Origin of the sequence: Neoalteromonas facilis (assembly GCF_002807665.1) — a bacterium.
Classification (GTDB): Bacteria; Pseudomonadota; Gammaproteobacteria; order Enterobacterales; family Alteromonadaceae; genus Alteromonas_E; species Alteromonas_E facilis.
In genome coordinates this window covers 366,449-389,954 of record NZ_PEAY01000001.1, presented here as the reverse complement: position 1 = coordinate 389,954, position 23,506 = coordinate 366,449, and the positions used below count along the sequence as shown (strand labels likewise).

26 protein-coding genes and 4 tRNA genes are annotated in these 23,506 nt (G+C 42.8%); 7 read left to right on the top strand and 23 right to left on the bottom strand.

Annotation, left to right across the window (positions count from 1 at the left end; genetic code table 11):
* Position 1: 1 nt before the first annotated feature.
* The 4 genes from CSH93_RS01760 to sseA are packed head-to-tail and all read right to left on the bottom strand — an operon-like array spanning position 2 to position 3,024.
* Positions 2 to 748, bottom strand: coding sequence for a DUF2189 domain-containing protein (locus tag CSH93_RS01760; RefSeq protein WP_100641343.1), 747 nt, complete (start codon positions 746 to 748; stop codon positions 2 to 4).
* 54 nt (positions 749 to 802) lie between these two features.
* Positions 803 to 1,462: a LysE family translocator gene (locus tag CSH93_RS01755; RefSeq protein ID WP_100641341.1), complete on the bottom strand. Its 660-nt coding sequence runs from the start codon at positions 1,460 to 1,462 to the stop codon at positions 803 to 805.
* Between the two features lie 3 nt (positions 1,463 to 1,465).
* Positions 1,466 to 2,173 carry a Sir2 family NAD+-dependent deacetylase gene (gene cobB / locus CSH93_RS01750; protein WP_100641339.1) on the bottom strand — a complete coding sequence of 236 codons (708 nt, stop codon included), beginning with the start codon at positions 2,171 to 2,173 and terminating at the stop codon, positions 1,466 to 1,468.
* A 2-nt stretch (positions 2,174 to 2,175) separates the two neighbouring features.
* Complete coding sequence (sseA, locus tag CSH93_RS01745) at positions 2,176 to 3,024, bottom strand: 3-mercaptopyruvate sulfurtransferase (protein WP_100641337.1); 849 nt, start codon at positions 3,022 to 3,024, stop codon at positions 2,176 to 2,178.
* A 147-nt stretch (positions 3,025 to 3,171) separates the two neighbouring features.
* Here sseA and CSH93_RS01740 point away from each other — a divergent pair, with 147 nt between their 5' ends.
* A complete protein-coding gene (locus tag CSH93_RS01740; RefSeq protein WP_100642309.1) occupies positions 3,172 to 3,912 on the top strand; it encodes a hypothetical protein in 741 nt (246 codons plus the stop codon).
* Positions 3,913 to 3,916: 4 nt separating this feature from the next.
* Here CSH93_RS01740 and CSH93_RS01735 read toward each other — a convergent pair.
* The 8 genes from CSH93_RS01735 to CSH93_RS01700 form a co-directional block, all read right to left on the bottom strand.
* Positions 3,917 to 4,003: transfer RNA gene (locus CSH93_RS01735), tRNA-Leu, on the bottom strand.
* A 33-nt stretch (positions 4,004 to 4,036) separates the two neighbouring features.
* Positions 4,037 to 4,110, bottom strand: a tRNA-Cys gene (locus tag CSH93_RS01730).
* A 44-nt stretch (positions 4,111 to 4,154) separates the two neighbouring features.
* A tRNA-Gly gene (locus tag CSH93_RS01725) sits at positions 4,155 to 4,230 on the bottom strand.
* 112 nt (positions 4,231 to 4,342) lie between these two features.
* Positions 4,343 to 4,906, bottom strand: a complete 564-nt coding sequence (gene pgsA / locus CSH93_RS01720) for a CDP-diacylglycerol--glycerol-3-phosphate 3-phosphatidyltransferase (RefSeq protein WP_100641335.1) — start codon at positions 4,904 to 4,906, stop codon at positions 4,343 to 4,345.
* 57 nt (positions 4,907 to 4,963) lie between these two features.
* Complete coding sequence (gene uvrC / locus CSH93_RS01715) at positions 4,964 to 6,793, bottom strand: excinuclease ABC subunit UvrC (RefSeq protein WP_100641333.1); 1,830 nt, start codon at positions 6,791 to 6,793, stop codon at positions 4,964 to 4,966.
* The gene (gene uvrY / locus CSH93_RS01710; protein ID WP_100641331.1) at positions 6,793 to 7,437 is read right to left on the bottom strand and encodes a UvrY/SirA/GacA family response regulator transcription factor; all 645 of its coding nucleotides are present in this window, start codon (positions 7,435 to 7,437) and stop codon (positions 6,793 to 6,795) included. Before uvrY ends, uvrC begins: the two co-directional genes overlap by 1 nt.
* Before the next feature lie 377 nt (positions 7,438 to 7,814).
* Positions 7,815 to 8,420: a PEP-CTERM sorting domain-containing protein gene (locus tag CSH93_RS01705; protein ID WP_100641329.1), complete on the bottom strand. Its 606-nt coding sequence runs from the start codon at positions 8,418 to 8,420 to the stop codon at positions 7,815 to 7,817.
* A gap of 442 nt (positions 8,421 to 8,862) precedes the next feature.
* Positions 8,863 to 8,954: transfer RNA gene (locus tag CSH93_RS01700), tRNA-Ser, on the bottom strand.
* A 244-nt stretch (positions 8,955 to 9,198) separates the two neighbouring features.
* Between CSH93_RS01700 and CSH93_RS01695 the strand changes: the two genes are divergently transcribed.
* From CSH93_RS01695 to CSH93_RS01675, 5 genes are all read left to right on the top strand, one after another.
* Complete coding sequence (locus tag CSH93_RS01695; RefSeq protein WP_100641327.1) at positions 9,199 to 9,867, top strand: Bax inhibitor-1/YccA family protein; 669 nt, start codon at positions 9,199 to 9,201, stop codon at positions 9,865 to 9,867.
* A 62-nt stretch (positions 9,868 to 9,929) separates the two neighbouring features.
* Positions 9,930 to 10,319 carry a sulfurtransferase complex subunit TusD gene (gene tusD, locus CSH93_RS01690; protein WP_164078270.1) on the top strand — a complete coding sequence of 130 codons (390 nt, stop codon included), beginning with the start codon at positions 9,930 to 9,932 and terminating at the stop codon, positions 10,317 to 10,319.
* Positions 10,319 to 10,675 (top strand): sulfurtransferase complex subunit TusC, encoded by a 357-nt coding sequence (gene tusC / locus CSH93_RS01685; protein ID WP_100641323.1) that lies wholly within the window; start codon positions 10,319 to 10,321, stop codon positions 10,673 to 10,675. Before tusD ends, tusC begins: the two co-directional genes overlap by 1 nt.
* 1 nt (position 10,676) lies before the next feature.
* The gene (locus CSH93_RS01680; RefSeq protein WP_100641321.1) at positions 10,677 to 10,940 is read left to right on the top strand and encodes a hypothetical protein; all 264 of its coding nucleotides are present in this window, start codon (positions 10,677 to 10,679) and stop codon (positions 10,938 to 10,940) included.
* Positions 10,937 to 11,278 (top strand): TusE/DsrC/DsvC family sulfur relay protein, encoded by a 342-nt coding sequence (locus CSH93_RS01675; protein ID WP_100641319.1) that lies wholly within the window; start codon positions 10,937 to 10,939, stop codon positions 11,276 to 11,278. The genes CSH93_RS01680 and CSH93_RS01675 overlap by 4 nt, the downstream gene beginning before the upstream one ends.
* Before the next feature lies 1 nt (position 11,279).
* On the opposite strand, the gene serS is transcribed toward CSH93_RS01675, so the two are convergent.
* The 6 genes from serS to lrp all read right to left on the bottom strand — a co-directional run bounded on the left by serS (position 11,280) and on the right by lrp (position 17,965).
* Positions 11,280 to 12,566: a serine--tRNA ligase gene (serS, locus tag CSH93_RS01670; RefSeq protein ID WP_100641317.1), complete on the bottom strand. Its 1,287-nt coding sequence runs from the start codon at positions 12,564 to 12,566 to the stop codon at positions 11,280 to 11,282.
* Positions 12,567 to 12,575: 9 nt separating this feature from the next.
* Positions 12,576 to 12,944: a fluoride efflux transporter CrcB gene (crcB, locus tag CSH93_RS01665; protein WP_100641315.1), complete on the bottom strand. Its 369-nt coding sequence runs from the start codon at positions 12,942 to 12,944 to the stop codon at positions 12,576 to 12,578.
* Complete coding sequence (locus CSH93_RS01660; RefSeq protein ID WP_100641313.1) at positions 12,941 to 14,284, bottom strand: replication-associated recombination protein A; 1,344 nt, start codon at positions 14,282 to 14,284, stop codon at positions 12,941 to 12,943. The genes crcB and CSH93_RS01660 overlap by 4 nt, the downstream gene beginning before the upstream one ends.
* Positions 14,265 to 14,879, bottom strand: a complete 615-nt coding sequence (gene lolA / locus CSH93_RS01655) for an outer membrane lipoprotein periplasmic chaperone LolA (protein WP_100641311.1) — start codon at positions 14,877 to 14,879, stop codon at positions 14,265 to 14,267. Before lolA ends, CSH93_RS01660 begins: the two co-directional genes overlap by 20 nt.
* A gap of 3 nt (positions 14,880 to 14,882) precedes the next feature.
* On the bottom strand, positions 14,883 to 17,351 hold the full coding sequence (locus tag CSH93_RS01650; protein WP_100641308.1) for a DNA translocase FtsK: 2,469 nt from the start codon (positions 17,349 to 17,351) through the stop codon (positions 14,883 to 14,885).
* A 128-nt stretch (positions 17,352 to 17,479) separates the two neighbouring features.
* On the bottom strand, positions 17,480 to 17,965 hold the full coding sequence (gene lrp, locus CSH93_RS01645; protein WP_100641293.1) for a leucine-responsive transcriptional regulator Lrp: 486 nt from the start codon (positions 17,963 to 17,965) through the stop codon (positions 17,480 to 17,482).
* 122 nt (positions 17,966 to 18,087) lie between these two features.
* Here lrp and ald point away from each other — a divergent pair, with 122 nt between their 5' ends.
* On the top strand, positions 18,088 to 19,218 hold the full coding sequence (gene ald / locus CSH93_RS01640) for an alanine dehydrogenase (protein WP_100641291.1): 1,131 nt from the start codon (positions 18,088 to 18,090) through the stop codon (positions 19,216 to 19,218).
* A gap of 27 nt (positions 19,219 to 19,245) precedes the next feature.
* On the opposite strand, the gene pyrF is transcribed toward ald, so the two are convergent.
* The 5 genes from pyrF to rpsA form a co-directional block, all read right to left on the bottom strand.
* On the bottom strand, positions 19,246 to 19,950 hold the full coding sequence (gene pyrF / locus CSH93_RS01635) for an orotidine-5'-phosphate decarboxylase (RefSeq protein ID WP_100642308.1): 705 nt from the start codon (positions 19,948 to 19,950) through the stop codon (positions 19,246 to 19,248).
* A 7-nt stretch (positions 19,951 to 19,957) separates the two neighbouring features.
* A complete protein-coding gene (gene lapB, locus CSH93_RS01630; protein ID WP_100641289.1) occupies positions 19,958 to 21,127 on the bottom strand; it encodes a lipopolysaccharide assembly protein LapB in 1,170 nt (389 codons plus the stop codon).
* Positions 21,128 to 21,130: 3 nt separating this feature from the next.
* The gene (locus tag CSH93_RS01625; RefSeq protein WP_100641287.1) at positions 21,131 to 21,385 is read right to left on the bottom strand and encodes a LapA family protein; all 255 of its coding nucleotides are present in this window, start codon (positions 21,383 to 21,385) and stop codon (positions 21,131 to 21,133) included.
* 30 nt (positions 21,386 to 21,415) lie between these two features.
* Positions 21,416 to 21,700 carry an integration host factor subunit beta gene (gene ihfB, locus CSH93_RS01620; RefSeq protein ID WP_100642307.1) on the bottom strand — a complete coding sequence of 95 codons (285 nt, stop codon included), beginning with the start codon at positions 21,698 to 21,700 and terminating at the stop codon, positions 21,416 to 21,418.
* An 83-nt stretch (positions 21,701 to 21,783) separates the two neighbouring features.
* Entirely contained in the window at positions 21,784 to 23,454 is a 1,671-nt protein-coding gene (rpsA, locus tag CSH93_RS01615; protein ID WP_100641285.1) for a 30S ribosomal protein S1, read from the bottom strand.
* Positions 23,455 to 23,506: the final 52 nt, after the last annotated feature.

Sequence of the window (23,506 nt, the reverse complement as noted above, 5' to 3'; positions counted from 1 at the left end):
GTTAAGCATCAAAAACCGATGCGTTTGAAGTCGAAGCATCTACACCTTGCTCATCACCGAAAAGTTTATCATAAAGAATTCCCTTAGCATTAAAATACAAAGGTAATACCCAAATAAGCGCGATACCAAAGGTAAAAGCGGCAAACATAAATAAGACAATGGAAATAATAAAAAATATAAAAATTTGTAGGAAATATTTCGTGGTTACTCTAACCGACAATATGAGTGCACTGATAGCCGTCAGTTTTTTATCTGCAATTAAAGGTAGGGTAAACGTAGTCGCGATGCCAAAGTAAATACCGGGAATAATGAAAAGCATCATACCGATTTGCACTAAAATTGACGCAATTAAAGAGCCGAGTGCAAGTACAACCGTAATCGATACCCAGTTAAATAAATCACCTACTTTCACATTTTTCTGTCTAGCTGATTTCACCCCCATCATCATGAGTCCAGCCATTAATGGCGAAATCAACAATACTAAAGTCACATCGACAATAGCGGATTGAGTAGCGTTCATATCGTTATATTGTTCAATTGGAACACCGAGTATTTGCAAAAGCATAAAAATTGTGACGATTACTGTGGCTGCAACGATAAACCCCGACAAAATGAAGGTACTAAAATTTCCTTTGGTTAATTCGTTTGCTTGCTTAAACGCCTCTACAGCATCTAATTCAACCTCTCCAGCTAAGGCCTTCGCAATTTTTCCCGTATATTCATTTTTGTTTTCGTTATCTGATTGCATATTAGTGTGAGTATTCTAAGTTTAAGGTGATTATAAGTGAAAATGGCCAAGTTATTACACAGGTTGGAATAACAAAAGATTGGTTGCCAATACGATTAACAGCACACCCATGGCCCTATCTAAAAGATATCCTTTATTTCCTATAAAGGAGAGAACTCGACTTGTTCCGAGTAAATAAGAAAATAAAACAAACCATATACCAGTAGCGATGCTCAGGTATATTCCATATATTAATTGTACGCTAAATGGGGTGTCTGTACTTATTACAACGGTAAACAACGACATAAAAAACAAAGTCGCTTTTGGATTCAATCCATTGGTTAAAAAGCCGACCCAAAAAGCGCGAAGCCAGCTAATAGTTTCAACGTTTACTGCATGAGTATTAATCTCAGTTTCTTGTGTCTGAACGGTAGCTTTAGCCCTAATGGCACCCCACGCCAACCAAAGTAAGTAGGCTGCAGCAATATAGCTAAACGTTGCGTATAACCATGGCGTTGTCTTGATCAACAAGCTTAAACCCAATAGCGAATAAGCAACATGAATCAATATGCCGACACCTATACCAATACTTGTCGCATAAGCAGCGTTACGCCCATATTTTACACTGTTCTTTACCACTACAGCGAAATCAGGCCCCGGACTGGCTACAGCAACCAAATGCACAGAGGCAATGGTTAGGAATTCAAGCCAGTAATGTTGTAATAGTGTACTCAAGAACTATTCCATAAAGGTTGATGTTAAAAATTGCGGGACAACTTGTGTTGCGGGACCGTTTATTTGTATATCAAACAGGTGGTTATTGTTACTCGGCTCAAGGTTTAACTCAACGGTTTTTGCACCCGAAAACTTTGCTATTTCGACAAAACCTGCCGCAGGATATACATTTCCAGACGTACCAATGCTAATAAACCAATCTGCTTGTGTCAGGGCATCTTCGATAACGTCCATGTACATTGGCATTTCACCAAACCAAACGATATCAGGCCTAATTGTAGCTGTTGGTGAGCAGCAGTGGCATCGATCACGCCCATCAAAATCGCAATCTATCGCAAATTGTTGGCCCGATTTACAACATCGAGCTGACAGTAACTTTCCGTGCATATGGTAGACACGTTTTGAACCTGCGCGCTCATGCAAGTTATCTACGTTTTGAGTGACCAAGGTTAAGTTACTTCCGAGAACATCTTCTAAATCTGAAAGTGCGGTATGTGCTTGATTGAACGTGACGTCAGGTGATTGCAGTTGGCGTCTACGTTCATTATAAAAACGATAGACTAAATCTGGGTTTCGATGAAATGCTTCAGGCGTTGCGACATCCTCTAAGCGATGGTTTTCCCACAATCCGTTATTATCTCTGAATGTTTTTAAGCCTGATTCCGCAGAAATACCAGCGCCCGTGAGTACTACAACGTTAGGCTTGCTCATTTTTAAACCTCCACAGGGAGTTCATTATTAGCCCCCCACTCTGTCCATGAACCATCATACACAGCCATATTACGATGACCCAATTGATAAGCCGCTAACGCAAGACAACAAGCCGTAACACCTGAACCACAAGAAAATACCAACCGTTTATTTTTGTATGCACCCAGGGCGCTGAATTTTTCGTTTAACAATTGGTCGCCAAGTAATACACCGTTTTGCTGTGTGTCACTAAAGGGCAAATTAACGGAACCCGGTATATGCCCTTTGCGAAGGCCAGGCCTTGGTTCATCGACATTGCCAGAAAAACGTTCTGAACTGCGGGCATCTATAACCAATGTATTACTAGTCGAAGAGTTGTTAGCGGTTAGCACTTCATTAGCCGATATAAAAAGCGCAGTATTCGGCAATGCAACAAAGTCGCCTTTAATAGTACTAACGGACAATTCATTCATTGTCGGTAAACCCGCTTGTTTCCAGCCATCTAAACCGCCGTGCAAAATACTAACGCGTTCATGCCCCATAGCTTTAAACATCCACCAAACTCTTGGAGATGCATAAAGCCCCTTTGAATCGTAAATAACCACATGACTATTCTTGCTTATTCCAAGGTTGCGCGCACATTCACTAAACCTTTCTGGTGGTGGCATGGTATGCGGAAGATTAGAATCTTGATCGCAGAACTCGTTTTCAAAGTCGAATAATTGCGCGCCGGGAATGACGCGACCGGCTAACGCTTCAATCTCTCCCGACTTGATATCTGCAATGCGCGTATACAATAAAATGACATTATTGCTTCTCATATGCTTAGACAGCCAAATAGCGTCTACGAATAATGGAACCTTTGTTTGCATGAATATTATTTGTAAGCGTTATGTATCGGCATTATTCAATAATTCTCTTAACCTTCCAACTCTCATATTTTGATGTAATAAGAAAATATTCCGGCCAAATAGGACTATTATTTAAAGGCTGTTAAAAAACAAACAATGAGCAAGCACATGAAAATAACTACCACCACTTTCAGTACTGCAGCGATTCTCTCACTATTGTGTACACCCGCTGCATTGGCCAATGATAATACCCAACAAGGGTTTTCATTAGGTGCAAAGTTAGGCACGTTAGGGCTTGGGTTGGAGGCTGACTATGCCTTTAATGAAAAATGGAATGGCCGTATCCAATTTAATTCCTACACTTACGATGATGATTTTGAAGAAGATGATATTAATTACACCGGTGAAATTGATCTATCGTCCATTGGCGCACTAGTGGATTATCGACCATTTTCTGGAGCGTTTCGATTGTCTGCGGGTGTATATTCGAATAGCAATGAGCTCAATGGTACCGCGGTCAGTTTAGGCAATGAAGTTTTTGATATCGGTGACTTATCATACCGCGGCAGCTCAACCGACCCTCTTACTTTAACCACCAATGTAGAACTTGGCGATGGGACCGCAGGTTACCTCGGTGTTGGATGGGGAAATACCTACGGTAATGGTTTTAAATTTTCATTTGAGGTCGGCGTTTTATTATCAGGCTCACCCACTGTGTCGCTTGACGCTACAGGGAGCGCGCAATTAGTCGGCGTTGATAATGTAACCTTTGATGTGAATGACAGTACGAATCCGTTTGCGGTGCAGCTACAGCAGGAAGTAGAACAGGAAGCGCGTAATTTGGAGGATGATATTTCAGATTTTGAATATTATCCTGTTATTTCAGTCGGATTTGCTTACCGATTCTAGGAAATGGTGCCCGGGGCCGGACTTGAACCGGCACACGCTTTCGCGCGAGGGATTTTAAATCCCTTGTGTCTACCAATTTCACCACCCGGGCAGGATGGTTGCAGGTTGCCCTGCTCTCTTTATATGGAGGCGGAACCCGGAGTCGAACCGAGATCCACGGATTTGCAATCCGCTGCATAGCCATTCTGCCATTCCGCCATATAAGAGATGGTCTTCGTCGCAGAGTGTCAATACAGAAGTATTGGAGCGGGAAACGAGACTCGAACTCGCGACCCCAACCTTGGCAAGGTTGTGCTCTACCAACTGAGCTATTCCCGCTTGCAACGTGGGGTCGAATTCTACCGACAAAGACTCCACTGTCAACTACTAAAATGTCTGTTTGCTGTGTTTTTAAGCGACTTTTGCCTGAACGCCGATATTTTAAACAATTCTATGCTTTCTTGAGATGTACCCAAGCCGCTGTCGTGTACGTTACCATTGACCATAGAGAGAGTGCCGCTGCAAAGTACAGCAGAATATAACCTAAGGAAACCCAATAAATACGGATGCCCATGAAATATTCCAATCCGGATAAAAGTCCAATGAGTGCCAACATCTGCGCCATTGTTTTGGCTTTACCGGTAAAGTTAACTTTTACGACATCACTCAACCCGTGTTGGCCCATCCATTCACGCAATGCCGAAATATAAATTTCGCGCATCATAAGAATAATAGCGGGTGCTGTTATCCAAACACTATTATAGGTGTGTGTAATCATGAGCAATGCAGCGCCGACAATCAATTTGTCCGCAACAGGATCCAGAAATGCGCCGAATGGCGTTGATTGCTGTAATTTCCTCGCGAGATACCCATCGAACCAATCGGTTATTGCAGCTAACCAAAAGATAAATGCACCCGCATATTGTGCCCATTTCCAATCGAGAAAATAAACAATTACAAACACCGGAATTAAAACGACACGAAACAAAGTAACGATGTTAGGAATTGTCCACACGTGCTTACTACTCTTAGACTCAAAACACCCGCAGTGTACACACTTAGTCGTGAAAAGTTAACTATGAAGGTAGTCGTATATTGTTTCAGCGAGCTCTTTGCTAATTCCAGGTACATTGGCAATTTCATCTTTACTGGCTTTTTTAAGCCCGTGTAATCCACCCATATATTTCAATAATGCCTGTCTACGTTTGTTCCCGATACCTGGAATTGACTCTAGTGATGACGTTGTTTTAATCTTTTGTCGACGGTTGCGATGGCCCGCAATAGCAAAACGATGTGATTCATCGCGAATATGTTGAATGAGATGAAGTGCGGGTGAATCAGGATCCATTGGAATGGTTTCATGTGTTCCCGCAATGATCAGTGTTTCAAGCCCGGGCTTGCGAGTCGTGCCTTTTGCCACACCTATTAATAATGGCTTTTTCTCTAATGGCCAGTTTTCAAAGCAACGTTCAGCCTGAGATAACTGACCTTTACCGCCGTCGATCAATAACACATCAGGCACCTTATCAACTTCCTTTACCTTGCTGTACCGACGTCGTAACGCCTGATCCATGGCGGCATAGTCGTCGCCTGGTGTAATGCCGTCTATGTTAAAGCGTCGATAATCTGATTTTAACGGCCCTTCTCTGTTAAACACCACGCAGGACGCAACCGTTTGTTGACCCGAGGTGTGACTAATATCAAAGCATTCCATTCGTTGGATCGGCATGTCCCACTGCAAAACTTCTTCAAGTGCTGTATATCGTGCAATTACGGATTTCTGTTGGTTCTGCTGTGCTTCTAATTGGTTCTTTGCGTTGTTCATCGCGAGCTGCAGGTATCGCCTTTTTTCATTGCGAGCACCAATAAACAACTGGATTTTTCTTTTCGCCTGTTGAGAAAGAGCCTCAACAATAGCTTTTTGATCCTCTAAGGCTGTGGGAACCACTATTTGCTTGGGGATTGTTTTATTCCCAGTTAAATAAAACTGTGTAAGGAATGACTCGAATATTTCAGCTTCATTCGCAAGCGAAGGTACCTTGGGGAAAAAAGATTTACTGCCCAATAATTGATTATCACGAATAAATAATCCGTGAACACATGCACTTCCTCTATGAACATAGATCCCGAATATGTCCAGCTCTTGTTGTGTACCGGCCACAAATTGTTGTTCTTGAATTTTTCTCAGTGCTGCGATTTGGTCCCGATAACGAGCCGCAGCCTCAAAATTAAGAGAAACACTTGCCTCTTCCATTTTAACGACCAAGCGATCGATGACTTCTTTATTCTTGCCCTTCAGAAATAACCGAACCCAATCTACTTGTTCCGCATATTCTGCGTCAGACACATACCCCTCGACACAAGGTGCAGAACAACGTTTCATTTGGTATTGCAAGCATGGCCTAGAACGAGCGCGATAATAGCTATCTTCACATTGTCTTACAGGAAAGATGCGCTGCATTGAGCGTAGGCTTTCTCTAACTGACCAAGCTGATGGATAAGGACCAAAATATTCACCCGCCCCCTTCTTTGGTGTTCCTCTGCGAAAGGCTAAGCGTGGGTGTTCATGCGCTGATAACATGATGTATGGATAACTTTTGTCATCGCGCAACACCACATTGTATCGAGGCCGATATTTCTTAATAAAGTTGTTTTCCAGCAGAAAGGCTTCGGTTTCACTGCTGACTACAGTTACATCTATAAACGAAATATTGGCAACAAGTGCCTGAGTTTTGGGGTTGTCATGTTGAGACTTAAAATAGCTAGAGACCCGATTTTTTAGGTTTTTCGCTTTGCCAACGTATATGACATCGTGTTTATCGTTATACATTCGATAAACACCAGGTTGATGAGTTAAATGAGCAAGAAACGTCTCGATATTAAAGGGAGAATCGTCAGTCATTAAAACTGTTCGGCGCTGATTAACTTGTGCCGTAATGCCAAATGGGTCAATTCTACGTCGCTTTTAACGTTAAGTTTCTCAAACATTCGATAACGGTAGGTGTTGACTGTTTTTGCGCTGATATTCAGGTAGTTGGCGATATCCGGTACTTTTTGACCCTTCGTGAGCATCATTGTTATTTCCAGCTCACGATCACTTAATTGGTCAAACGGATTGCTATCGTTCATATCCAGAAAACCTAACGCGACTTGCTGCGCTATGTCGGGCGCTAAATATTTTTGTCCGGCCGCTACCTTATATATAGCGTTAATGACTTCGTCTGGCTCAGCATCTTTAGTTAAAAAACCAAAAGCGCCGTTATGCATGACTTTTGCTGGAATAGGACTTTCACTTTGCATTGACAGCCCGATTACGCGCGTATTTTCTGACAAACGCATAATTTGGCGCGTTGCCTCCAACCCACCGATACCGGGCATATTGACATCCATCAACACGACATCTGGGGCATTTTTACGGCAAACAGCAACAGCATCCTCGCCGTTCTTTGCCTCAGCAACAACGGAAAAGTCCTTAACATCTTGTAAAATCCTTTTTATGCCTGTCCGCACGAGATCATGGTCATCGACCAAAAGAATTTTTATCACTGTAGTGTTCTTATTATGTTGAGTACTGGATAAGTTAAGACAATAGCGTCTGATTTGGCAATAATAGTTATTCTCAGTTGATTTGCCAATAGTCAATAAATATCAATGGGTATGATAAGTTGTTACGAAATATGCCAAATTAACTAACAAGTATTGTGGCTATTTATGGAAATGTGTGACCACTTAGAATTGATAAATGAGCCTTAACATCTGTAGCAAGGACAGATATTCCTGAAAGCTCAAGCGCTAAAAAGTCGGTAAAACAATAGTTTTGCCAGATTACCATTACAAAAATGAAATAAAAAAAAGCCCGAGCTATTAACGTCGGGCTTTATTCAACACTTAGATTTTAAACAGTTTAGGTTATTAACCTTAACTTATGCTTGCTTGCGACGACGTACTGACGCAAGACCGAATAGGCTTAGACCTAATAGCGCAACAGTGTACGGCTCTGATACATTTGTAGATGTGCAAGGTGCACCTGGTTGAGGTACACATTGTTGGTTACCACCGTCAACACTTAGGGTTGATTTGGCCAGCGTTACTAACCAACCTTCATTAGCAACATCAATATCTAGCCAAAGTTGAAGCCCTGCATTCACCTGAGTCTCTGCCCAAGCATAACCAGTCAGGTCAAAGACTGTAAATTCCCAAGTATCATCCGTTCCCATTAGGTTTCCTAATAGAAACCAATCAGAACCGTCCCACGCATAAACATTATCAATTTCGTCAGGACTATCAATATCAAATGCGGAGATTTCAAGAATAATTGACGAAAAAGTACCAGCGATAGCATTGTGAACCCATCCCCAGTCTTCTGATGCACCACGCCAAATACCAGAATCGTATTTGTTTGCGTCGTTATCGACAAAATATTCGCTAGCGGTATTCGATGTATAGTCTTGAACATCTGTAATGGGTACCGCGTATGCTGCCACTGAAGCAGTTAATGCAAATACTCCTGCTAATAAACGTTTAATCATGCCATAGCTCCTTGGATTTAAATTGTCATTCTTGCTGTAAAGAAAGATTGTTTACGTTCGCTTTACAAAAGCATATCCTGGGCCAACTTTATAAACGCTTTAAATATCAACGTGTTGTAGCTTATCTGTTCGAGTTGACGTTCAAAAAAAGATCTATTCTGTAAAAAAAGCTGACATTTTATTTACAGAAATTAATATCGTAATTTAAAGCATGCAATTGTTCGCGTTTTAACTCAGCACAATAAATATGTGTCAGTTAGAGCAACGTAAATAAGAAAAGGTTTAAGCGTGAAAAAATAGATCCGCGACTTAGATTGGTGAATAACTCGAATGATAAGCAGGTTTTGATAATATGAATGAGAAAATTATGATTTCTAGTAGAGTTGGTAACGGTTATGTAACAATTACGAAAAAGGGCCGCATTTCTGCAGCCCTTTAAATTTGGCGGAGAGGGAGGGATTCGAACCCCCGGAAGGTTTGACCCTTCGCCTGATTTCAAGTCAGGTGCATTCAACCGGACTCTGCCACCTCTCCAAGTGCTGCGAATGTTAATGATGAACGTTGTGCTTGTAAAGTAGTAATTCAAAAAAAATGTTCGTTTGCCTAGTAATTAGTCAGTTCGGGCGGAATTGATACAATTCATCGAGAAATCTGTCGTTTAGCTATTTGAAAGCACTTGAAAATTGGAACTAAACACCATACAAAGTACTCTATAAACAAGCGATCCCGTTTTCGCTGTAATCTGTTATAAGACGTTAACACCTGTTGGAGGGTAAAAATGGAACATCGTTCGATGTACGCTAGTTCAGCACAAGAGTCTGCTATTCAGACGAATAAAGTACTTCGCAGTACTTATATGTTGCTATCGATGACACTGGCGTTTAGTGCTTTGTGTGCGGGTATTGCCATGGCTGTAGGGATCAGTCGCTTAGCATCTATTGGCTTTATGATTGGTGGTATCGTTACATTATTCATCCTTAACCGTAAGGCTAATTCTGCGGCAGGTATTGGTTTAGTATTCCTATTTACCGGATTATTTGGTGCAGCGCTTGGTCCGATATTGTCGTTCTATGCTGGATTTGCTAACGGTCCATCCATCATTATGCAGGCATTAGGCGGCACCGCTATCGTGTTTCTATCGCTATCAGCCTATGCATTGACGACAAAGAAAGATTTTTCTTTCCTTGGTGGGTTCCTTGTAGTCGGTATGGTCGTTGTGTTGATTGCAGCCATTGCCAACATATTCTTCCAAGTGCCAGCGGTATTTCTAGCACTTAATGCAGCCATTATTTTCATAATGTCTGGCTTTATCCTGTTCGATACAAGTCGCATTATTAATGGTGGCGAAACAAACTATATTTTGGCTACTGTATCCTTGTACCTAAACATATATAATATTTTCACTTCACTTCTACACCTATTGGGTGCCTTTGGTGGTGATGACTAATAGATTGTTAGGGTTTAATTAAAGAAAACGCCCCTTCTATGGGGTGTTTTTTTTGGATGTATATGAAAACAGTAAGTTGCCTAATTACCAGCAGTCCTGAACATGCATTACGTATGCAAGAAGCTTTGTTTACATTGCGCACTTTTCTCTCTGCTGGACATGCCATCAACAACGTTTTTTTCTATCAAGCTGGTTGTGCAAATGCGAATGGTTATCTCCATGTACCATCTGATGAATTTAATGCAAACACTGCATGGCGTGAGTTTTCGCTAGAATTTAATATCCCTTTACTGGTTTGCGTATCATCAGCTGAGAAGCGCGGCGTTATTGATACTGCCCTCTCCCATGAATATGAAGCGAATGGATACAATTTACATCAACCGTTCGAGCAAGTTGGTATTGGAGAATTCTTTACCCGTTTGCACGACGCAGATAAGTTGGTGCAATTTTAATGGCAACCATTCTCAGCATCATTTCACAAGCACCACATCAAACGACTGAAAGTAAAGATGCATTAGACTTTGCTATGGCTGCAGGCGGTTACGGTCATTCTTGCGATGTTTTATTGATCAATGATGGTGTATTTCATGTGCTCACGGCTGCTACGCAGGATGTGTTTAAAACAAAAGATGCGAAAAAAAGACTCAAGTCCCTTAACTTTTTTGATGTTGAGCATGTATATATCTGCGAACAGAGTCTTACGCAGCGTTGCGTTAATTTTATCAATGATATTGAGGGGGCCGAAATATTGGACACAAACCAATTATCGGCTTTGACTGATCAATATGATTTTGTGGTGAGCTTTTAAGATGACACTTTGGGTTATTCGAAAACTTCAGTCTGACGTTACATCTGATGACCGGCTTCAACTTATCAATAGCCAAGATACCGTAATTGTCATGGAAGATGCGCTTTATTATTGTGACAAATTAAAAGAGCATCTTATGTGCGATATTTATGCCTGTGAGGAGCATATGTACGTCAGAGGTATTCAATTTCCTGACATTGCAACGATACCCCTTAATGAAGCTGCTAAGTGGCAAGTGTCTGCAAAGAGAAGTATTTCATTATGAGTGACAACGCGATAGTTGTAGACGAACGTTCTATACCGGTGGATAAATTAGGTTACTTGAAGAACGTTCAAGACTGGTCTGAGTCTGTTGCTTTGTATATAGCAGAATTAGACAACGTTACTTTGACCGAGTCTCACTGGGAAGTTATTTGGTTTGTGCGTAACTTTTACCTGGAATATGAAACCAGCCCAGCTATTAGAGCACTAGTGAAAGCCATGGCTGCTTCGTTAGGCCCCGATAAGGGCAACAGCCGATATTTACATCGACTCTTTCCCAATGGACCAGCTAAACAGGCAACAAAATTGGCAGGTTTACCTAAACCTGCCAAGTGCTTGTAACTTACAGTAATTCTGCTCCACCAAGGTACGATTGCAGCGCTTTTGGTACAGTGATCGAACCATCCGCATTTTGGTAGTTCTCAAGTACCGCAACCAAGGTACGCCCAACCGCAAGCCCAGAACCATTGAGTGTATGAACAAGTTCAGGCTTCTGACCTGCAGCGCTTCTATAACGTGCTTGCATACGACGAGCTTGGAAATCACGCATGTTAGAGCACGAAGAAATTTCTCGGTAGCAATCTTGCGCAGGTAACCAAACCTCTAGATCATAGGTTTTAGCAGCACCAAATCCCATGTCGCCAGTACACAATAGGACTTTTCTGTATGGGAGTTCCAATGCTTGTAAAATAGCTTCTGCATGACCAGTTAATGCCTCTAAAGCCGCATCAGACTCCTCAGGCTTAACGATTTGCACCAACTCTACTTTATCAAACTGATGCTGACGAATTAGCCCGCGTGTATCTCTTCCATATGCGCCAGCTTCACTTCTAAAACAAGGCGTATGCGCTGTCATTTTAAGCGGTAATTGCTGTTCATCTAATATCGTGTCTCGTACCAAATTGGTCAGAGGTACCTCTGCTGTTGGTATCAGTGACATGCCCTGGCCTTCTTCAGTTGCAGGCTTTGTATGAAACAAATCTTCACCGAACTTTGGTAGTTGACCTGTCCCAAATAAGCTATCTGAGTTAACCAAATACGGAACATACATTTCTGTATAGCCATGGTGTTGTGTATGCATATCCAACATAAGTTGGGCAATAGCGCGGTTCAACTTAGCAATTTTTCCGCGCATCACCACAAATCTAGCGCCAGATAATTTGGCTGCTGCTTCAAAATCTAAGCCTTTGTCTAGCTGCTCACCGAGATCCACGTGGTCTTTGATCTCAAAATCAAATTCGCGTGGCGTTCCCCAGCACAATACTTCTACGTTGTCGTTTTCATCTTTACCTTCAGATACATCTTCGTCCGGTAAGTTTGGTGTCTCTTGATAGAAAATATTAAGCGAGGTTTGAACACTGTCTAGTTCTTGTTTTGCTTGAACTAGTTCATCACCTAACGAACTGACTTCAGCTAATAACGGTTGAATATCTTCGCCCTGCGCTTTTGCTTTTCCAATTGCTTTACTTTTTACATTGCGGGTATTTTGAAGATCTTGAGTTTTAACTTGAAGCGCCTTGCGCTGTTCTTCTAATGCGTTATACGCGTCGACATCTAAAGTGAAACCACGTGTAGCAAGACGCTTCGCGGTGATTTCAATATCGTTACGAAAATACTTCGGATCTAACATGAGATCTACTTATCCTTTCACTAAATACACCGCAGATCCTGCGGCGATAATACAAACAAATACATTAAGTCCAACGTTGGCCAATGCTTTTAACCACTCTCCCTGTTGGAGTAGCAAAACCGTATCAAACGAGAAGGTTGAAAACGTAGTAAATGCGCCCAATACACCTATGGCAAAAAACGCGCGGTACGCATTATCAATCGGCGCATTTTGATGCATTAGCGCATAAAATACACCTAATAAAAAGGAGCCAATTACGTTAACCGCTAGTGTACCAAAGGGCATGCCTTTTCCAAACCAATCTTCTGCTCTTAACATGACAAAATATCGGAGACTGGCGCCAATGGCACCGCCAATGGCGACATACAGGTAATTCATTCTGCGTGATTCCCGTTATTTTGATGAAAATGTAAATCAAGACTATCCAAAAAATCTTGCTTGGCTTTCAACTGCTTTTCAAACCCGCGTTCAGTAGGGTAATAAAATCCACCGTCAACATTTTCGGGTAAATATACCTCACCGGCAGCATAGGCATTGGGCTCATTATGTGCATAGCGATAACCCTCCCCATGTCCTTGAGAGCGTGCAACAGCCGTTGGCGCGTTACGTAAGTGATTGGGGATTGGTGCGTCAGGGTGCTTTTGAGCTGCTTGCTTTGCTGCTTTAAATGCTGCGTAAACTGCATTACTTTTAGGGGCCAATGCGCAATATACAATTGCTTGCGCTATCGCTCTTTCACCTTCAGATGCCCCTACGCGATGATAGATATCCCAAGCATTTAGACACACTTGTAAAGCTTTTGGATCTGCATTACCAATATCTTCACTGGCTATCGCCAATAAACGACGAGCTACAACAGTGGCCTCACAACCCGCTTGTATTAAACGTGCAAAGTAGAACAAGGCTCCATCAACAGAAGATCCTCTTACTGACTTGTGAAAAGCCGACAAATGATCATAAAAATAATCACCGCCGCGATCAAACGCGGTCGAGGTTTCCCCCTGAGCCATAGTGACATGAGCCAACTCAACAGTATCGCCATCGCATAACTGAACGGCCAGTTCAAACTGAGTTAATAACTTTCGCCCATCTCCTGAAGAAACATTAAGAAGGCTTTTAATCGCTTGTGGCGTAACGGTCAGAGGCTTTTCACGGCTATGATTTATCGCTTTGGTTGCTTTTATAATCAACGCTTCTAAATCCTCTGTACTTAAAGACTTTAATACAAACAAACGCGTACGTGAGAGCAACGCGTTATTAAGCGAAAACGAAGGATTCTCTGTTGTTGCGCCAATAAATTGGATCAAACCAGACTCTATATGCGGTAGAAACGCATCTTGCTGGGATTTATTGAAACGGTGTACTTCATCCACAAATACCACCGTACGCTGATGCTGCTCTAAAGCATGAGTCGCCTTTTCGATAGCGCCTCTGATCTCTTTTACGCCGTCAGTCACCGCCGATATACGGATGAAGTTTGCATTGCTGTGTTGTGCAATGAGTTCTGCTAACGTCGTTTTGCCCGTGCCTGGAGGGCCCCACAATATGATTGATGTAGAGGCGTCTTGGCGCAGAATTTCCGCCAACGGCTTACCGTCTGCAATTAAATGTTGTTGACCAACAACGTCTTCAAGACAAGTTGGACGTAAACGCGCGGCAAGTGGAGCGTTGAGCTCTGGTGGAGGAAAAAGTGATAAATTATCGTTTGCGTTGGTCATCCAGCACGAATCCACCAATATTCTCGACGATAAAACGATCAGCAGGTACAGCTTGATTGATCACTCTGCCTGTAAACGTTAATACACTTTTTTGTTGTTGTGTGTCGATACTTTCTAAGCTGCTTAACTGATTATCATCGAACACTAACTTGAGTTGCGTTATCGCACTTTCATTTATTGGGGTGACAACAAACGCGTCTTCACTAAAGGTCACGTTTACATTAAGCCAATCCGCATCATTGTCTGATGCTAACAGCATAATAGGATTGTCTTGAACGGCATCACTTTGATCGACCACGGTTATTTGCTCAACAAAGTAATCGACTTGTGATACGGATTGCCCATCAGCTACCAATAAAACCTCATCTGGCAGTTCGGTATGCCAATACAACTTTTGTGGGCGCTCAATGACTATGGAGCCCGACGCTTCATGTACCAGATTCTTCTGGGCATCTTTTACAATCTGTGTAAAGGATGCCTGATAGGTATTGATATCCTTGAGCATACTTCTTAATTGTGATTTGGCATCGTCACTTGCCATGCTCGATAGGCTCGTAATTGTAAAGACAAGCGCAATTACAAAGTTATTAATCATCTTTTAATCCCTTGGTGGCGGAGGTGGAGCTAATACCTCTCTATTGCCGTTATGGCCCGATGCACTTACGACGCCGCTTAGTTCCATTTGTTCAACAATTCTGGCGGCTCTATTGTAACCAATTCTAAATTTTCGTTGCACACTACTTACCGATACCTTGCGGGCTTGTGTTACAAAAGCAACCGCTTCATCATAAAAAGCGTCCATCTCTTGATCCTCGCCTTCCGGTTGTTCGCCAGGAAGTAAAATCTCAGCCGTCGCTTCAGGGTTCAATATTTCATCGATGTATTCTGGTTCACCGCGCTGTTTCCAATCCGCTACAACGGCATGCACTTCATGGTCATCAACAAAAGCTCCATGAACACGTGTCGGAACAGCCGTTCCTGGCGGTAAATACAACATATCACCAGCACCTAATAAAGCTTCAGCGCCTTGCTGATCAAGAATGGTTCTGGAGTCAATTTTGCTCGACACTTGAAACGCAATTCGGGTTGGAATATTGGCTTTAATTAGCCCTGTAATAACATCGACGGATGGTCGCTGAGTTGCCAATACCAAGTGAATGCCTGCTGCACGCGCCTTTTGTGCAATACGCGCAATTAGCTCCTCGACCTTTTTGCCCACAATCATCATCATGTCAGCAAATTCGTCAACGACGACAACGATTGACGGAAGCTTTTCTAAATCAGGCGCTTCATTCAGCATACTCTCTTCATGACGCCATAACGGATCTTTAATTGGCGTGCCTGACTCTATCGCCGCTAATATCTTTGCGTTATAGCCTTTTAAATTTCTTACGCCTAACTCAGACATTAAGCGATACCGCCGTTCCATTTCGCCTACACACCAACGCAGCGCATTAGCGGCTTCTTTCATATCGGTAACAACTTCGGCAAGTAAGTGTGGAATTCCTTCGTAAACCGACAATTCCAACATCTTCGGATCAATCATGATCATACGCACGTCTTCAGGCTTAGATTTGTACAATAAGCTCAAAATCATAACGTTTACGCCAACGGATTTACCTGAACCCGTTGTACCCGCGACAAGTAAGTGTGGCATTTTGGCTAAGTCAACAATAACCGGTTTACCCGAAATATCCGCCCCCAGCACCATCGTTAATGGTGAAGCCGCAGACTGGAACGCTTCGCAGGTAATGACTTCACTTAGGCGCACCATTTCTCTATTTTTGTTAGGTAATTCCAGACCAATCACAGATTTGCCTGGTATAACTTCAACGACACGAACCGAAATAGCAGACATCGCTCTGGCGAGGTCTTTAGACAAGGCTGTTATTTTGCTCACTTTCACGCCGGGTGCTAAATCAAGTTCAAATCGTGTGATCACTGGGCCGGGGTACACCCCTACTACACTGGCTTCTATATTGAAGTCTGCCAGTTTTTGTTCAACTAAACGGCTTACTTGTTCTAGCTCTTCCGGTGAGATTGGGTTCTCGTGCTTATCTGGTCGCTCAAGTAAGTCAAAAGAAGGCATAGGCGTCGAAGGTTCAGATTTAACGACGACTTCGTCCTGCGTGGCGGCTTTGCCCTGTGATGTGGTAGCACCGCCAGTAGTACTATTAACTAACTGCTCTTCGTTTTGTTCACTTGTATGTTCTCTGTCAATAGAACGACGTGAGGCGAAACGCTGTTTTAAACTGTCTATTCGACTGATCGCAGGCACCTCAGAATCTGCATCAGAAGACTGACTGGACACATCGTTTTCAAATACTTCATCAGGAATACCAAAATGGGGTTGTTGCTTGACCGGCTCTGCGCTCGGATTATCTTCCGGCGTGGCGCGTAATCGAGTAATGGTTACGTCACTAGACAGCTCTTCGTTGTTATTGCTTAAGCGTTTCATCGAAGGCAATTCTAGCTGTTGAAATTTATGGGGTAACGACGTAGTCGCTTTAGCGGTTTTGATTGTATACCGGCCGATACTATCGATAACAAAAAGCCAAGATAGACCCGTCATTAACGTAATGCCGGTTAGGACAAAACAGAGTAGAAGCAGTGTCGTGCCGGCCAGGTTAAAATATGGCATCAGCGCAGAGCTCATTACGTCTCCCACCATACCGCCCGCAGTAAAACTGTATATATTGTCAGCGTTAAGACTAAGTAAACTTGACGCACCTAACATAAATAATACAAAGCCAATGATCCTCAACCCTATGGTTAAGTAATCAAATTCAGCCAGAGTTTTAACGTGCTGAAATAGGAACCAGCCAATCAACGCACAACCGATAGGCGCCGCGTATGCAAGATAACCAAAAAAGAATAACAGAATATCTGCCACCCAAGCGCCTGTTGCCCCGCCCCAGTTTTGAACATTGGTTTGCAAGCCTACTTGACTCCAGCCTGGGTCGGCTGGATTAAAAGAGACGATTGAGAGCAATAAGAAAAATGCGAATGTACACGCCAACATCATGCCGACTTCGAACAATCGCTGAATACCTGATAATCGCGCCATAACCCTAGAATTACTCGATTTAACTCAGTGTGATGCTGCTTTAAGCGTCCACTGTTTATTTTTATTATCTAGCTATAAAGGGTACCACAACCCACCTAAAGAGAGTGATAATTTTCCACTCTGGATTGCTATTTAAGGCTTATATGTACTTGTGTTGTCGATTTGACTTCTTCCATGACCACATATGTCCGCGATTCACTCACACCAGGCAGCCTAAGTAGCGTATCGCCTAACAAGCGTCGATAACTCGACATATCCGCGACTCGTGTTTTCAATAAGAAGTCAAAATTGCCCGATACCAAATGACATTCCTGTATATCATCATGCAACTTAACCGCAGCAGAAAATTCTGCAAAGATATCAACCGATGTTTTAGTTAACGTTATTTCAACAAACACTAACATGGCTGCCCCAAGTTTCTCAGGATCAACCATGGCCTTGTAACCCGTAATATACCCCTGCCCTTCCAATCGTTTGACTCTCTCAAGACACGGGCTTGCGCTTAACCCAACTCTTTTAGCAAGTTCGACATTGGATAAACGTCCATCTTTTTGCAGTTCGATTAAAATACGACGATCGATTTTATCTAAACTCTTGGGTGTTTTAGCCAGCATGTAATTTCACCTATTCAAACATAGGCAAAATTATATGCTGAAACAGCCTAAATTACAGCCATTTCTTTGCCGAATTTGTCAGTATACTGCGCTCCGAATTTATTCTGTTAAAGGTTTGTAAAATGTTAGTAGGTGTACCTAAGGAAATTAAAAATCACGAGTATCGTGTAGGCCTTACTCCAGCAGCGGTTAAAGAATTCGTTGCACACGGACATGACGTTATTGTTGAAACTCATGCCGGCACAGCTATTGGTTTTGACAATGCGATGTATGAAGATGCGGGTGCAACCATAATAGATACAGCTGAAGAAATTTTCGCGCGTGCAGAGATGATCGTTAAGGTTAAAGAGCCACAGCCTAACGAATGTAAAATGTTACGCGAAGGACAGACTCTTTATACTTACCTGCATTTAGCCCCCGACCCTACGCAAACTGAATTACTCGTAGAGTCAGGCGCAACCTGTATAGCTTATGAAACGGTAACCGATGCTCGCGGTGGACTGCCGCTACTAGCACCGATGAGTGAGGTGGCTGGTCGTATGTCTGTTCAAGCAGGCGCGCATTATTTAGAAAAAGCTCACGGCGGCAGCGGTACATTACTAGGCGGCGTGCCGGGTGTTGCTCCGGGCAAGGTTTTGGTTATTGGTGGTGGTGTTGTAGGTACAAACGCGGCCAAAATGGCAATCGGTCTGGGGGCAGACGTGACGATACTAGACCGTTCTCTACCTCGTTTACGCGAGCTGGATGATATATTTGGTAACCAAGTTAAAACGGTTTTCTCGACCGTAGATGCAATAGAGCATTATTCATCAAAAGCAGACTTGGTTGTTGGTGCTGTGTTGATCCCAGGAGCGGCCGCTCCCAAGCTACTGAATACTGACCACATTAATGCAATGAAAAAAGGTTCTGTGTTAGTTGATGTGGCTATTGACCAAGGTGGTTGTTTTGAAACCTCTCGTGCTACAACTCACCAAGATCCCGTATACATTGTTGATGGAGTCGTCCATTACTGTGTAGCGAATATGCCAGGCGGTGTTGCGCGTACATCAACGATGGCGCTTAATAATGCAACGCTTCCCTTTGGTCTAGCGTTAGCCAATAAAGGACCAAAGCAAGCTATGCTTGATAATCCACATTTGTTAAACGGCTTGAACGTACACCAAGGGAAAATTACCTATGCAGCGGTTATGGACGCATTAGGTGAGCAACTATCTTTACAATATCAAGATGCTGCTGAGGCACTACGCTCGTAGTCATCTAATTTAACGTGAAAAGGCTGCTTATAAAGCAGCCTTTTTTATTTCTTCATTGATATTGTAAAGCGCATCAGCGGGGTTTGAGGACTGAGTAATTGGGCGGCCAATCACCATGTAATCTACGCCGTCTTTTATCGCTTGCGCGGGTGTGACAATTCGGATTTGATCGTCAGAATTTGACCCCGCAGGTCTTATACCGGGCGTGACAAGCTCAAATTCTTTTCCTAGCTTGGGCTTCAGTAAAGGGGCTTCTTGAGCTGAACACACCACACCATCTAGGCCACAATCTTTACTTAAGGTTGCTAACTTAACCACTTGCTCTTCAACCGTAGTGTTCGGAACCACACCGCTTAATTGCTGCTGATCCATACTCGTGAGCACTGTAACAGCTATGAGTTTCGTATTACTACCGTAATTGGCTAACACCTTCTTTGTATGTTCCATCATTTTCGCACCGCCAGATGCATGAACATTAACCATCCACACGCCGAGGTCAGACGCTGCAAGACATGCCTTCGCTACCGTGTTGGGGATATCGTGAAACTTCAAATCTAAAAATATGTCAAACCCCAATGCTACCAACTGTTTCACGATGTTGGGGCCTAAACGCGTGAATAACTCTTTACCAACTTTAAGGCGACATTGAGAAGGACTAAGTTGCTCAACAAGTGATAAGACTTGATGTTCGTTTTCAAAATCCAATGCAATAATAACTTTAGGGTCTTCTATGATCACACTACTCTCCATCTAGACCTTTAATGGGTTTAACAACACCCCATTTTTTACACGATGGGCACAACCAATAAATTTTGCGCCCTGAAAACCCACAATTTCCGCATCGGTATTTAGGCCGCTGCAACATTTGTTGTTCTACTAAGCCTCTTAACAGCGCAAGGCTACTAGTAGACGGGTCTTGTTTATGTTGTTCGATATATAACTTCATCAACGTCGCAAAGCCTTTCATTGTTGGCTTCTTACGTAGCTGCTCATAAAGCATTTGCGTCGCTTCTTCGGTTTTCCCTTTTCGCGCCAAAATATTCACTTTAGCCAAGTAGGATGTTGCACATACGCTGCCGTATTGGTCGATAACCTGTTCTAACTTTTCCCAATCGTCATTTTCTTCAGCACAGGTTTCGAGTAAAGGGATCGCTTCACTGAACCAATTAATGTCACGTTTAGCCACTTCCATTAGGCAGTCAAAAGCGTCATTGAAAGATTGCTTTGAAATAGCAAGCTCACCAAGCATTAACCAAGGTCTAATAGCCTTTTCGTCTGAATGAGTCGCTTTTTGCAGATAAACAGCTGCTGTTTCTTGATCACCTTGCGCCAATGACAACGCTGCTTGTTCACAATAAAAGTGGGCTAGTCGCACCAATATATCGTTGTCGTCACCATGGCAATCTACCATGCGTTCAGCGAGCTCTATTGCTCGATCCCATTCCTTAGTCGTCTGGTATATTTTGAATAAGTTGGTTTGAGCATCAATATAATGCTTATCGGAATTTAGCAACTGCAAATAGGCATTTTCTGCACGTTCTAGAAAACCCGCTTGGGTATAATCGCGGCCTAGTTCTCTTAATGCATTTTCTCGCTGGCTAGGCTCAATTTCATCTCTGCTAACAAGGTTTTGGTGCACTTTAATCGCGCGATCCAGCTCTCCTCTATGGCGAAAGAAGTTCCCCATCGCTATATGCGTCTCAACCGTGTCATTATTGAGGTCGATCATTTTGATCAAGGTGTCAACAGCTTTATCTGGCTGTTCAGATAATAGGAAATTTAATCCACGGTAATAGTGTTTGGAAAGAATACTAGATTGCTTACGCTGGGCTTGGCGTAAACTATTACGCCCCATCACCCATCCATAGCCTACTGCAACAGGTAATAAAAGGAACAGCAGTTCTAACATGAATTACTCGTTTTGCAGTTTTTTTAATTTTTGTTTTGCTAAGCCTAACTTGACTCGCAATGTTAACCAACTCGCCATCAGGATTATCAAACCGATTGCCACACCTATTGTCATAACAATCGCCATGAGCGTTGATAACTTCAAAGTCGCCTGTGCGATAAGAAAGTTGACCGTTACTACCTGACTATTTTGTGCACCTACTAAAACAAAAATGCACAGCAACGCAATAACGGACAAGAAATAGACTAGTCCCCGCAAGGAGCATATCTCCTATATGTATTAGCGTTGTTACATGGATTCATTAACACGATCTCTAAGCTCTTTACCAGGCTTAAAGTGTGGGACATATTTTCCTTCTAACTGCACGGTTTCACCCGTTTTAGGGTTTCTACCCACGCGTGGAGCGCGGTAATGCAAGGAAAAACTACCAAAACCTCGAATTTCTATACGTTCACCCTTCTGTAGAGTTTGCGCTAGTTGTTCCAAGAGTTCTTTGACTGCTGTTTCAAGCTCTTTTGCAGGAATGTGATCAGCTTTTAACGCCAATCTTTCGATAAGTTCTGACTTTGTCATGGCAACCTCACGATAGTTAGATATCAGGATGTTACCAGCAGGAGGGAAAAGGCGCATCAATTGATGCGCCTAATAGGAGTAAATTACTCGCCTTTTGCTGCTTTGAAAGCTTCAGCCATGGCGTTAGCAAAACCAGCATCTTCTTGCTGATTTACTTTATCCAAAGCTTCTTTCTCGTCAGCTTGGTCCTTCGCTTTAACAGAAAGGTTAACCATGCGGTTCTTACGATCTACGCCCATGAATTTGGCTTCAATCGCGTCACCTACATTTACAACTTCTGAAGCATCTTCTACACGATCACGTGCTAGGTCACCAACACGGATATAGCCGTCTACTTCTTCAGCTAGGTTTACAGTTACACCTTTCGCGTCAACTGCGGTAACAGTACCATTAACGATAGCACCTTTCTTGTTATCTGTCAGATACTTATTGAAAGGATCTTCTTCGATTTGCTTAACGCCTAGTGAAATACGCTCGCGCTCTGGGTCGACCTGCAATACAACTGCAGAAATTTCGTCGCCTTTCTTATAATCGCGAACCGCATCTTCACCTGACTTGTTCCAAGAAATGTCAGAAAGATGAACCAAACCGTCGATGCCGCCGTCTAGGCCGATAAAGATACCAAAGTCAGTGATAGACTTGATCTTACCTGATACCTTGTCACCTTTTTCGTGTGACTTAGCAAACTCTTCCCAAGGGTTAGCAATGCACTGCTTAAGACCTAGAGAAATACGACGACGCTCTTCGTCAATTTCAAGAACCATAACTTCAACAACGTCACCTAAGTTAACAACTTTAGATGGGTGAACGTTTTTGTTAGTCCAATCCATTTCTGAAACGTGTACAAGACCTTCTACGCCATCTTCGATTTCTACGAAACAGCCGTAATCAGTAAGGTTTGTAACTGCACCGCTTAGCTTAGAACCTTCAGGGTAACGGTTAGCAATTTCTTGCCATGGATCGCTGCCCATCTGCTTCATACCAAGAGATACACGTGATTTGTCTTTGTCGAACTTAAGAACTTTAACGTTGATTTCATCACCAACATTAACGATTTCGCTTGGGTGCTTAACACGTTTCCAAGCCATGTCAGTAATGTGAAGTAGACCGTCTACGCCGCCAAGATCAACGAACGCACCGTAATCTGTAAGGTTCTTAACGATACCTTTAACTTCATGACCTTCTTCCAAGTTAGCCAATAATGAATCGCGCTCTGCACTGTTTTCAGCTTCGATAACGGCACGGCGAGAAACAACAACGTTGTTACGCTTAGCATCTAACTTGATTACTTTGAATTCTAGTTCTTTACCTTCAAGGTGAGCTGTATCGCGTACTGGGCGAACATCTACCAATGAACCTGGAAGGAAGGCGCGTACTGAGTTCACTTCTACAGTGAAACCGCCTTTAACTTTACCGTTGATAACACCTTTGATGGTTTCTTTTTCTTCGTATGCTTTTTCTAGCTCTACCCAAGCTTCATGACGCTTAGCTTTTTCACGAGATAGGATAGTTTCACCGAAGCCATCTTCTACTGCATCTAGTGCAACATCAACAGAATCGCCGATAGCAATCTCAAGTTCGCCTTCAGCGTTCTTGAATTGGTCAGCAGGGATTGCGCTTTCTGATTTGAGACCTGCATCTACTAATACAATGTCTTTGTCGATTGAAACAACAGTACCTTTAACGATGGCACCAGGACGAGTTTCAAGTTGTTGTAAGCTCTCTTCAAAAAGCTGTGCAAAATTTTCAGTCATAAAAGTCAATTAATTTATATAATTACATCCACATTACAATCCAGTTAACATG

What these genes read in the sequence shown, in the direction of transcription:
- CSH93_RS01760 (WP_100641343.1), bottom strand. Translation starts at nt 748, where the DNA reads ATGCAATCAGATAACGAAAACAAAAATGAATATACGGGAAAAATTGCG.
- cobB (WP_100641339.1), bottom strand. Translation starts at nt 2,173, where the DNA reads ATGAGCAAGCCTAACGTTGTAGTACTCACGGGCGCTGGTATTTCTGCG.
- sseA (WP_100641337.1), bottom strand. Translation starts at nt 3,024, where the DNA reads ATGCAAACAAAGGTTCCATTATTCGTAGACGCTATTTGGCTGTCTAAG.
- CSH93_RS01740 (WP_100642309.1), top strand. Translation starts at nt 3,172, where the DNA reads ATGAAAATAACTACCACCACTTTCAGTACTGCAGCGATTCTCTCACTA.
- uvrC (WP_100641333.1), bottom strand. Translation starts at nt 6,793, where the DNA reads ATGACTGACGATTCTCCCTTTAATATCGAGACGTTTCTTGCTCATTTA.
- CSH93_RS01705 (WP_100641329.1), bottom strand. Translation starts at nt 8,420, where the DNA reads ATGATTAAACGTTTATTAGCAGGAGTATTTGCATTAACTGCTTCAGTG.
- CSH93_RS01695 (WP_100641327.1), top strand. Translation starts at nt 9,199, where the DNA reads ATGGAACATCGTTCGATGTACGCTAGTTCAGCACAAGAGTCTGCTATT.
- tusD (WP_164078270.1), top strand. Translation starts at nt 9,930, where the DNA reads ATGAAAACAGTAAGTTGCCTAATTACCAGCAGTCCTGAACATGCATTA.
- tusC (WP_100641323.1), top strand. Translation starts at nt 10,319, where the DNA reads ATGGCAACCATTCTCAGCATCATTTCACAAGCACCACATCAAACGACT.
- CSH93_RS01680 (WP_100641321.1), top strand. Translation starts at nt 10,677, where the DNA reads ATGACACTTTGGGTTATTCGAAAACTTCAGTCTGACGTTACATCTGAT.
- CSH93_RS01675 (WP_100641319.1), top strand. Translation starts at nt 10,937, where the DNA reads ATGAGTGACAACGCGATAGTTGTAGACGAACGTTCTATACCGGTGGAT.
- serS (WP_100641317.1), bottom strand. Translation starts at nt 12,566, where the DNA reads ATGTTAGATCCGAAGTATTTTCGTAACGATATTGAAATCACCGCGAAG.
- crcB (WP_100641315.1), bottom strand. Translation starts at nt 12,944, where the DNA reads ATGAATTACCTGTATGTCGCCATTGGCGGTGCCATTGGCGCCAGTCTC.
- CSH93_RS01660 (WP_100641313.1), bottom strand. Translation starts at nt 14,284, where the DNA reads ATGACCAACGCAAACGATAATTTATCACTTTTTCCTCCACCAGAGCTC.
- lolA (WP_100641311.1), bottom strand. Translation starts at nt 14,879, where the DNA reads ATGATTAATAACTTTGTAATTGCGCTTGTCTTTACAATTACGAGCCTA.
- CSH93_RS01650 (WP_100641308.1), bottom strand. Translation starts at nt 17,351, where the DNA reads ATGGCGCGATTATCAGGTATTCAGCGATTGTTCGAAGTCGGCATGATG.
- lrp (WP_100641293.1), bottom strand. Translation starts at nt 17,965, where the DNA reads ATGCTGGCTAAAACACCCAAGAGTTTAGATAAAATCGATCGTCGTATT.
- ald (WP_100641291.1), top strand. Translation starts at nt 18,088, where the DNA reads ATGTTAGTAGGTGTACCTAAGGAAATTAAAAATCACGAGTATCGTGTA.
- lapB (WP_100641289.1), bottom strand. Translation starts at nt 21,127, where the DNA reads ATGTTAGAACTGCTGTTCCTTTTATTACCTGTTGCAGTAGGCTATGGA.
- ihfB (WP_100642307.1), bottom strand. Translation starts at nt 21,700, where the DNA reads ATGACAAAGTCAGAACTTATCGAAAGATTGGCGTTAAAAGCTGATCAC.
- rpsA (WP_100641285.1), bottom strand. Translation starts at nt 23,454, where the DNA reads ATGACTGAAAATTTTGCACAGCTTTTTGAAGAGAGCTTACAACAACTT.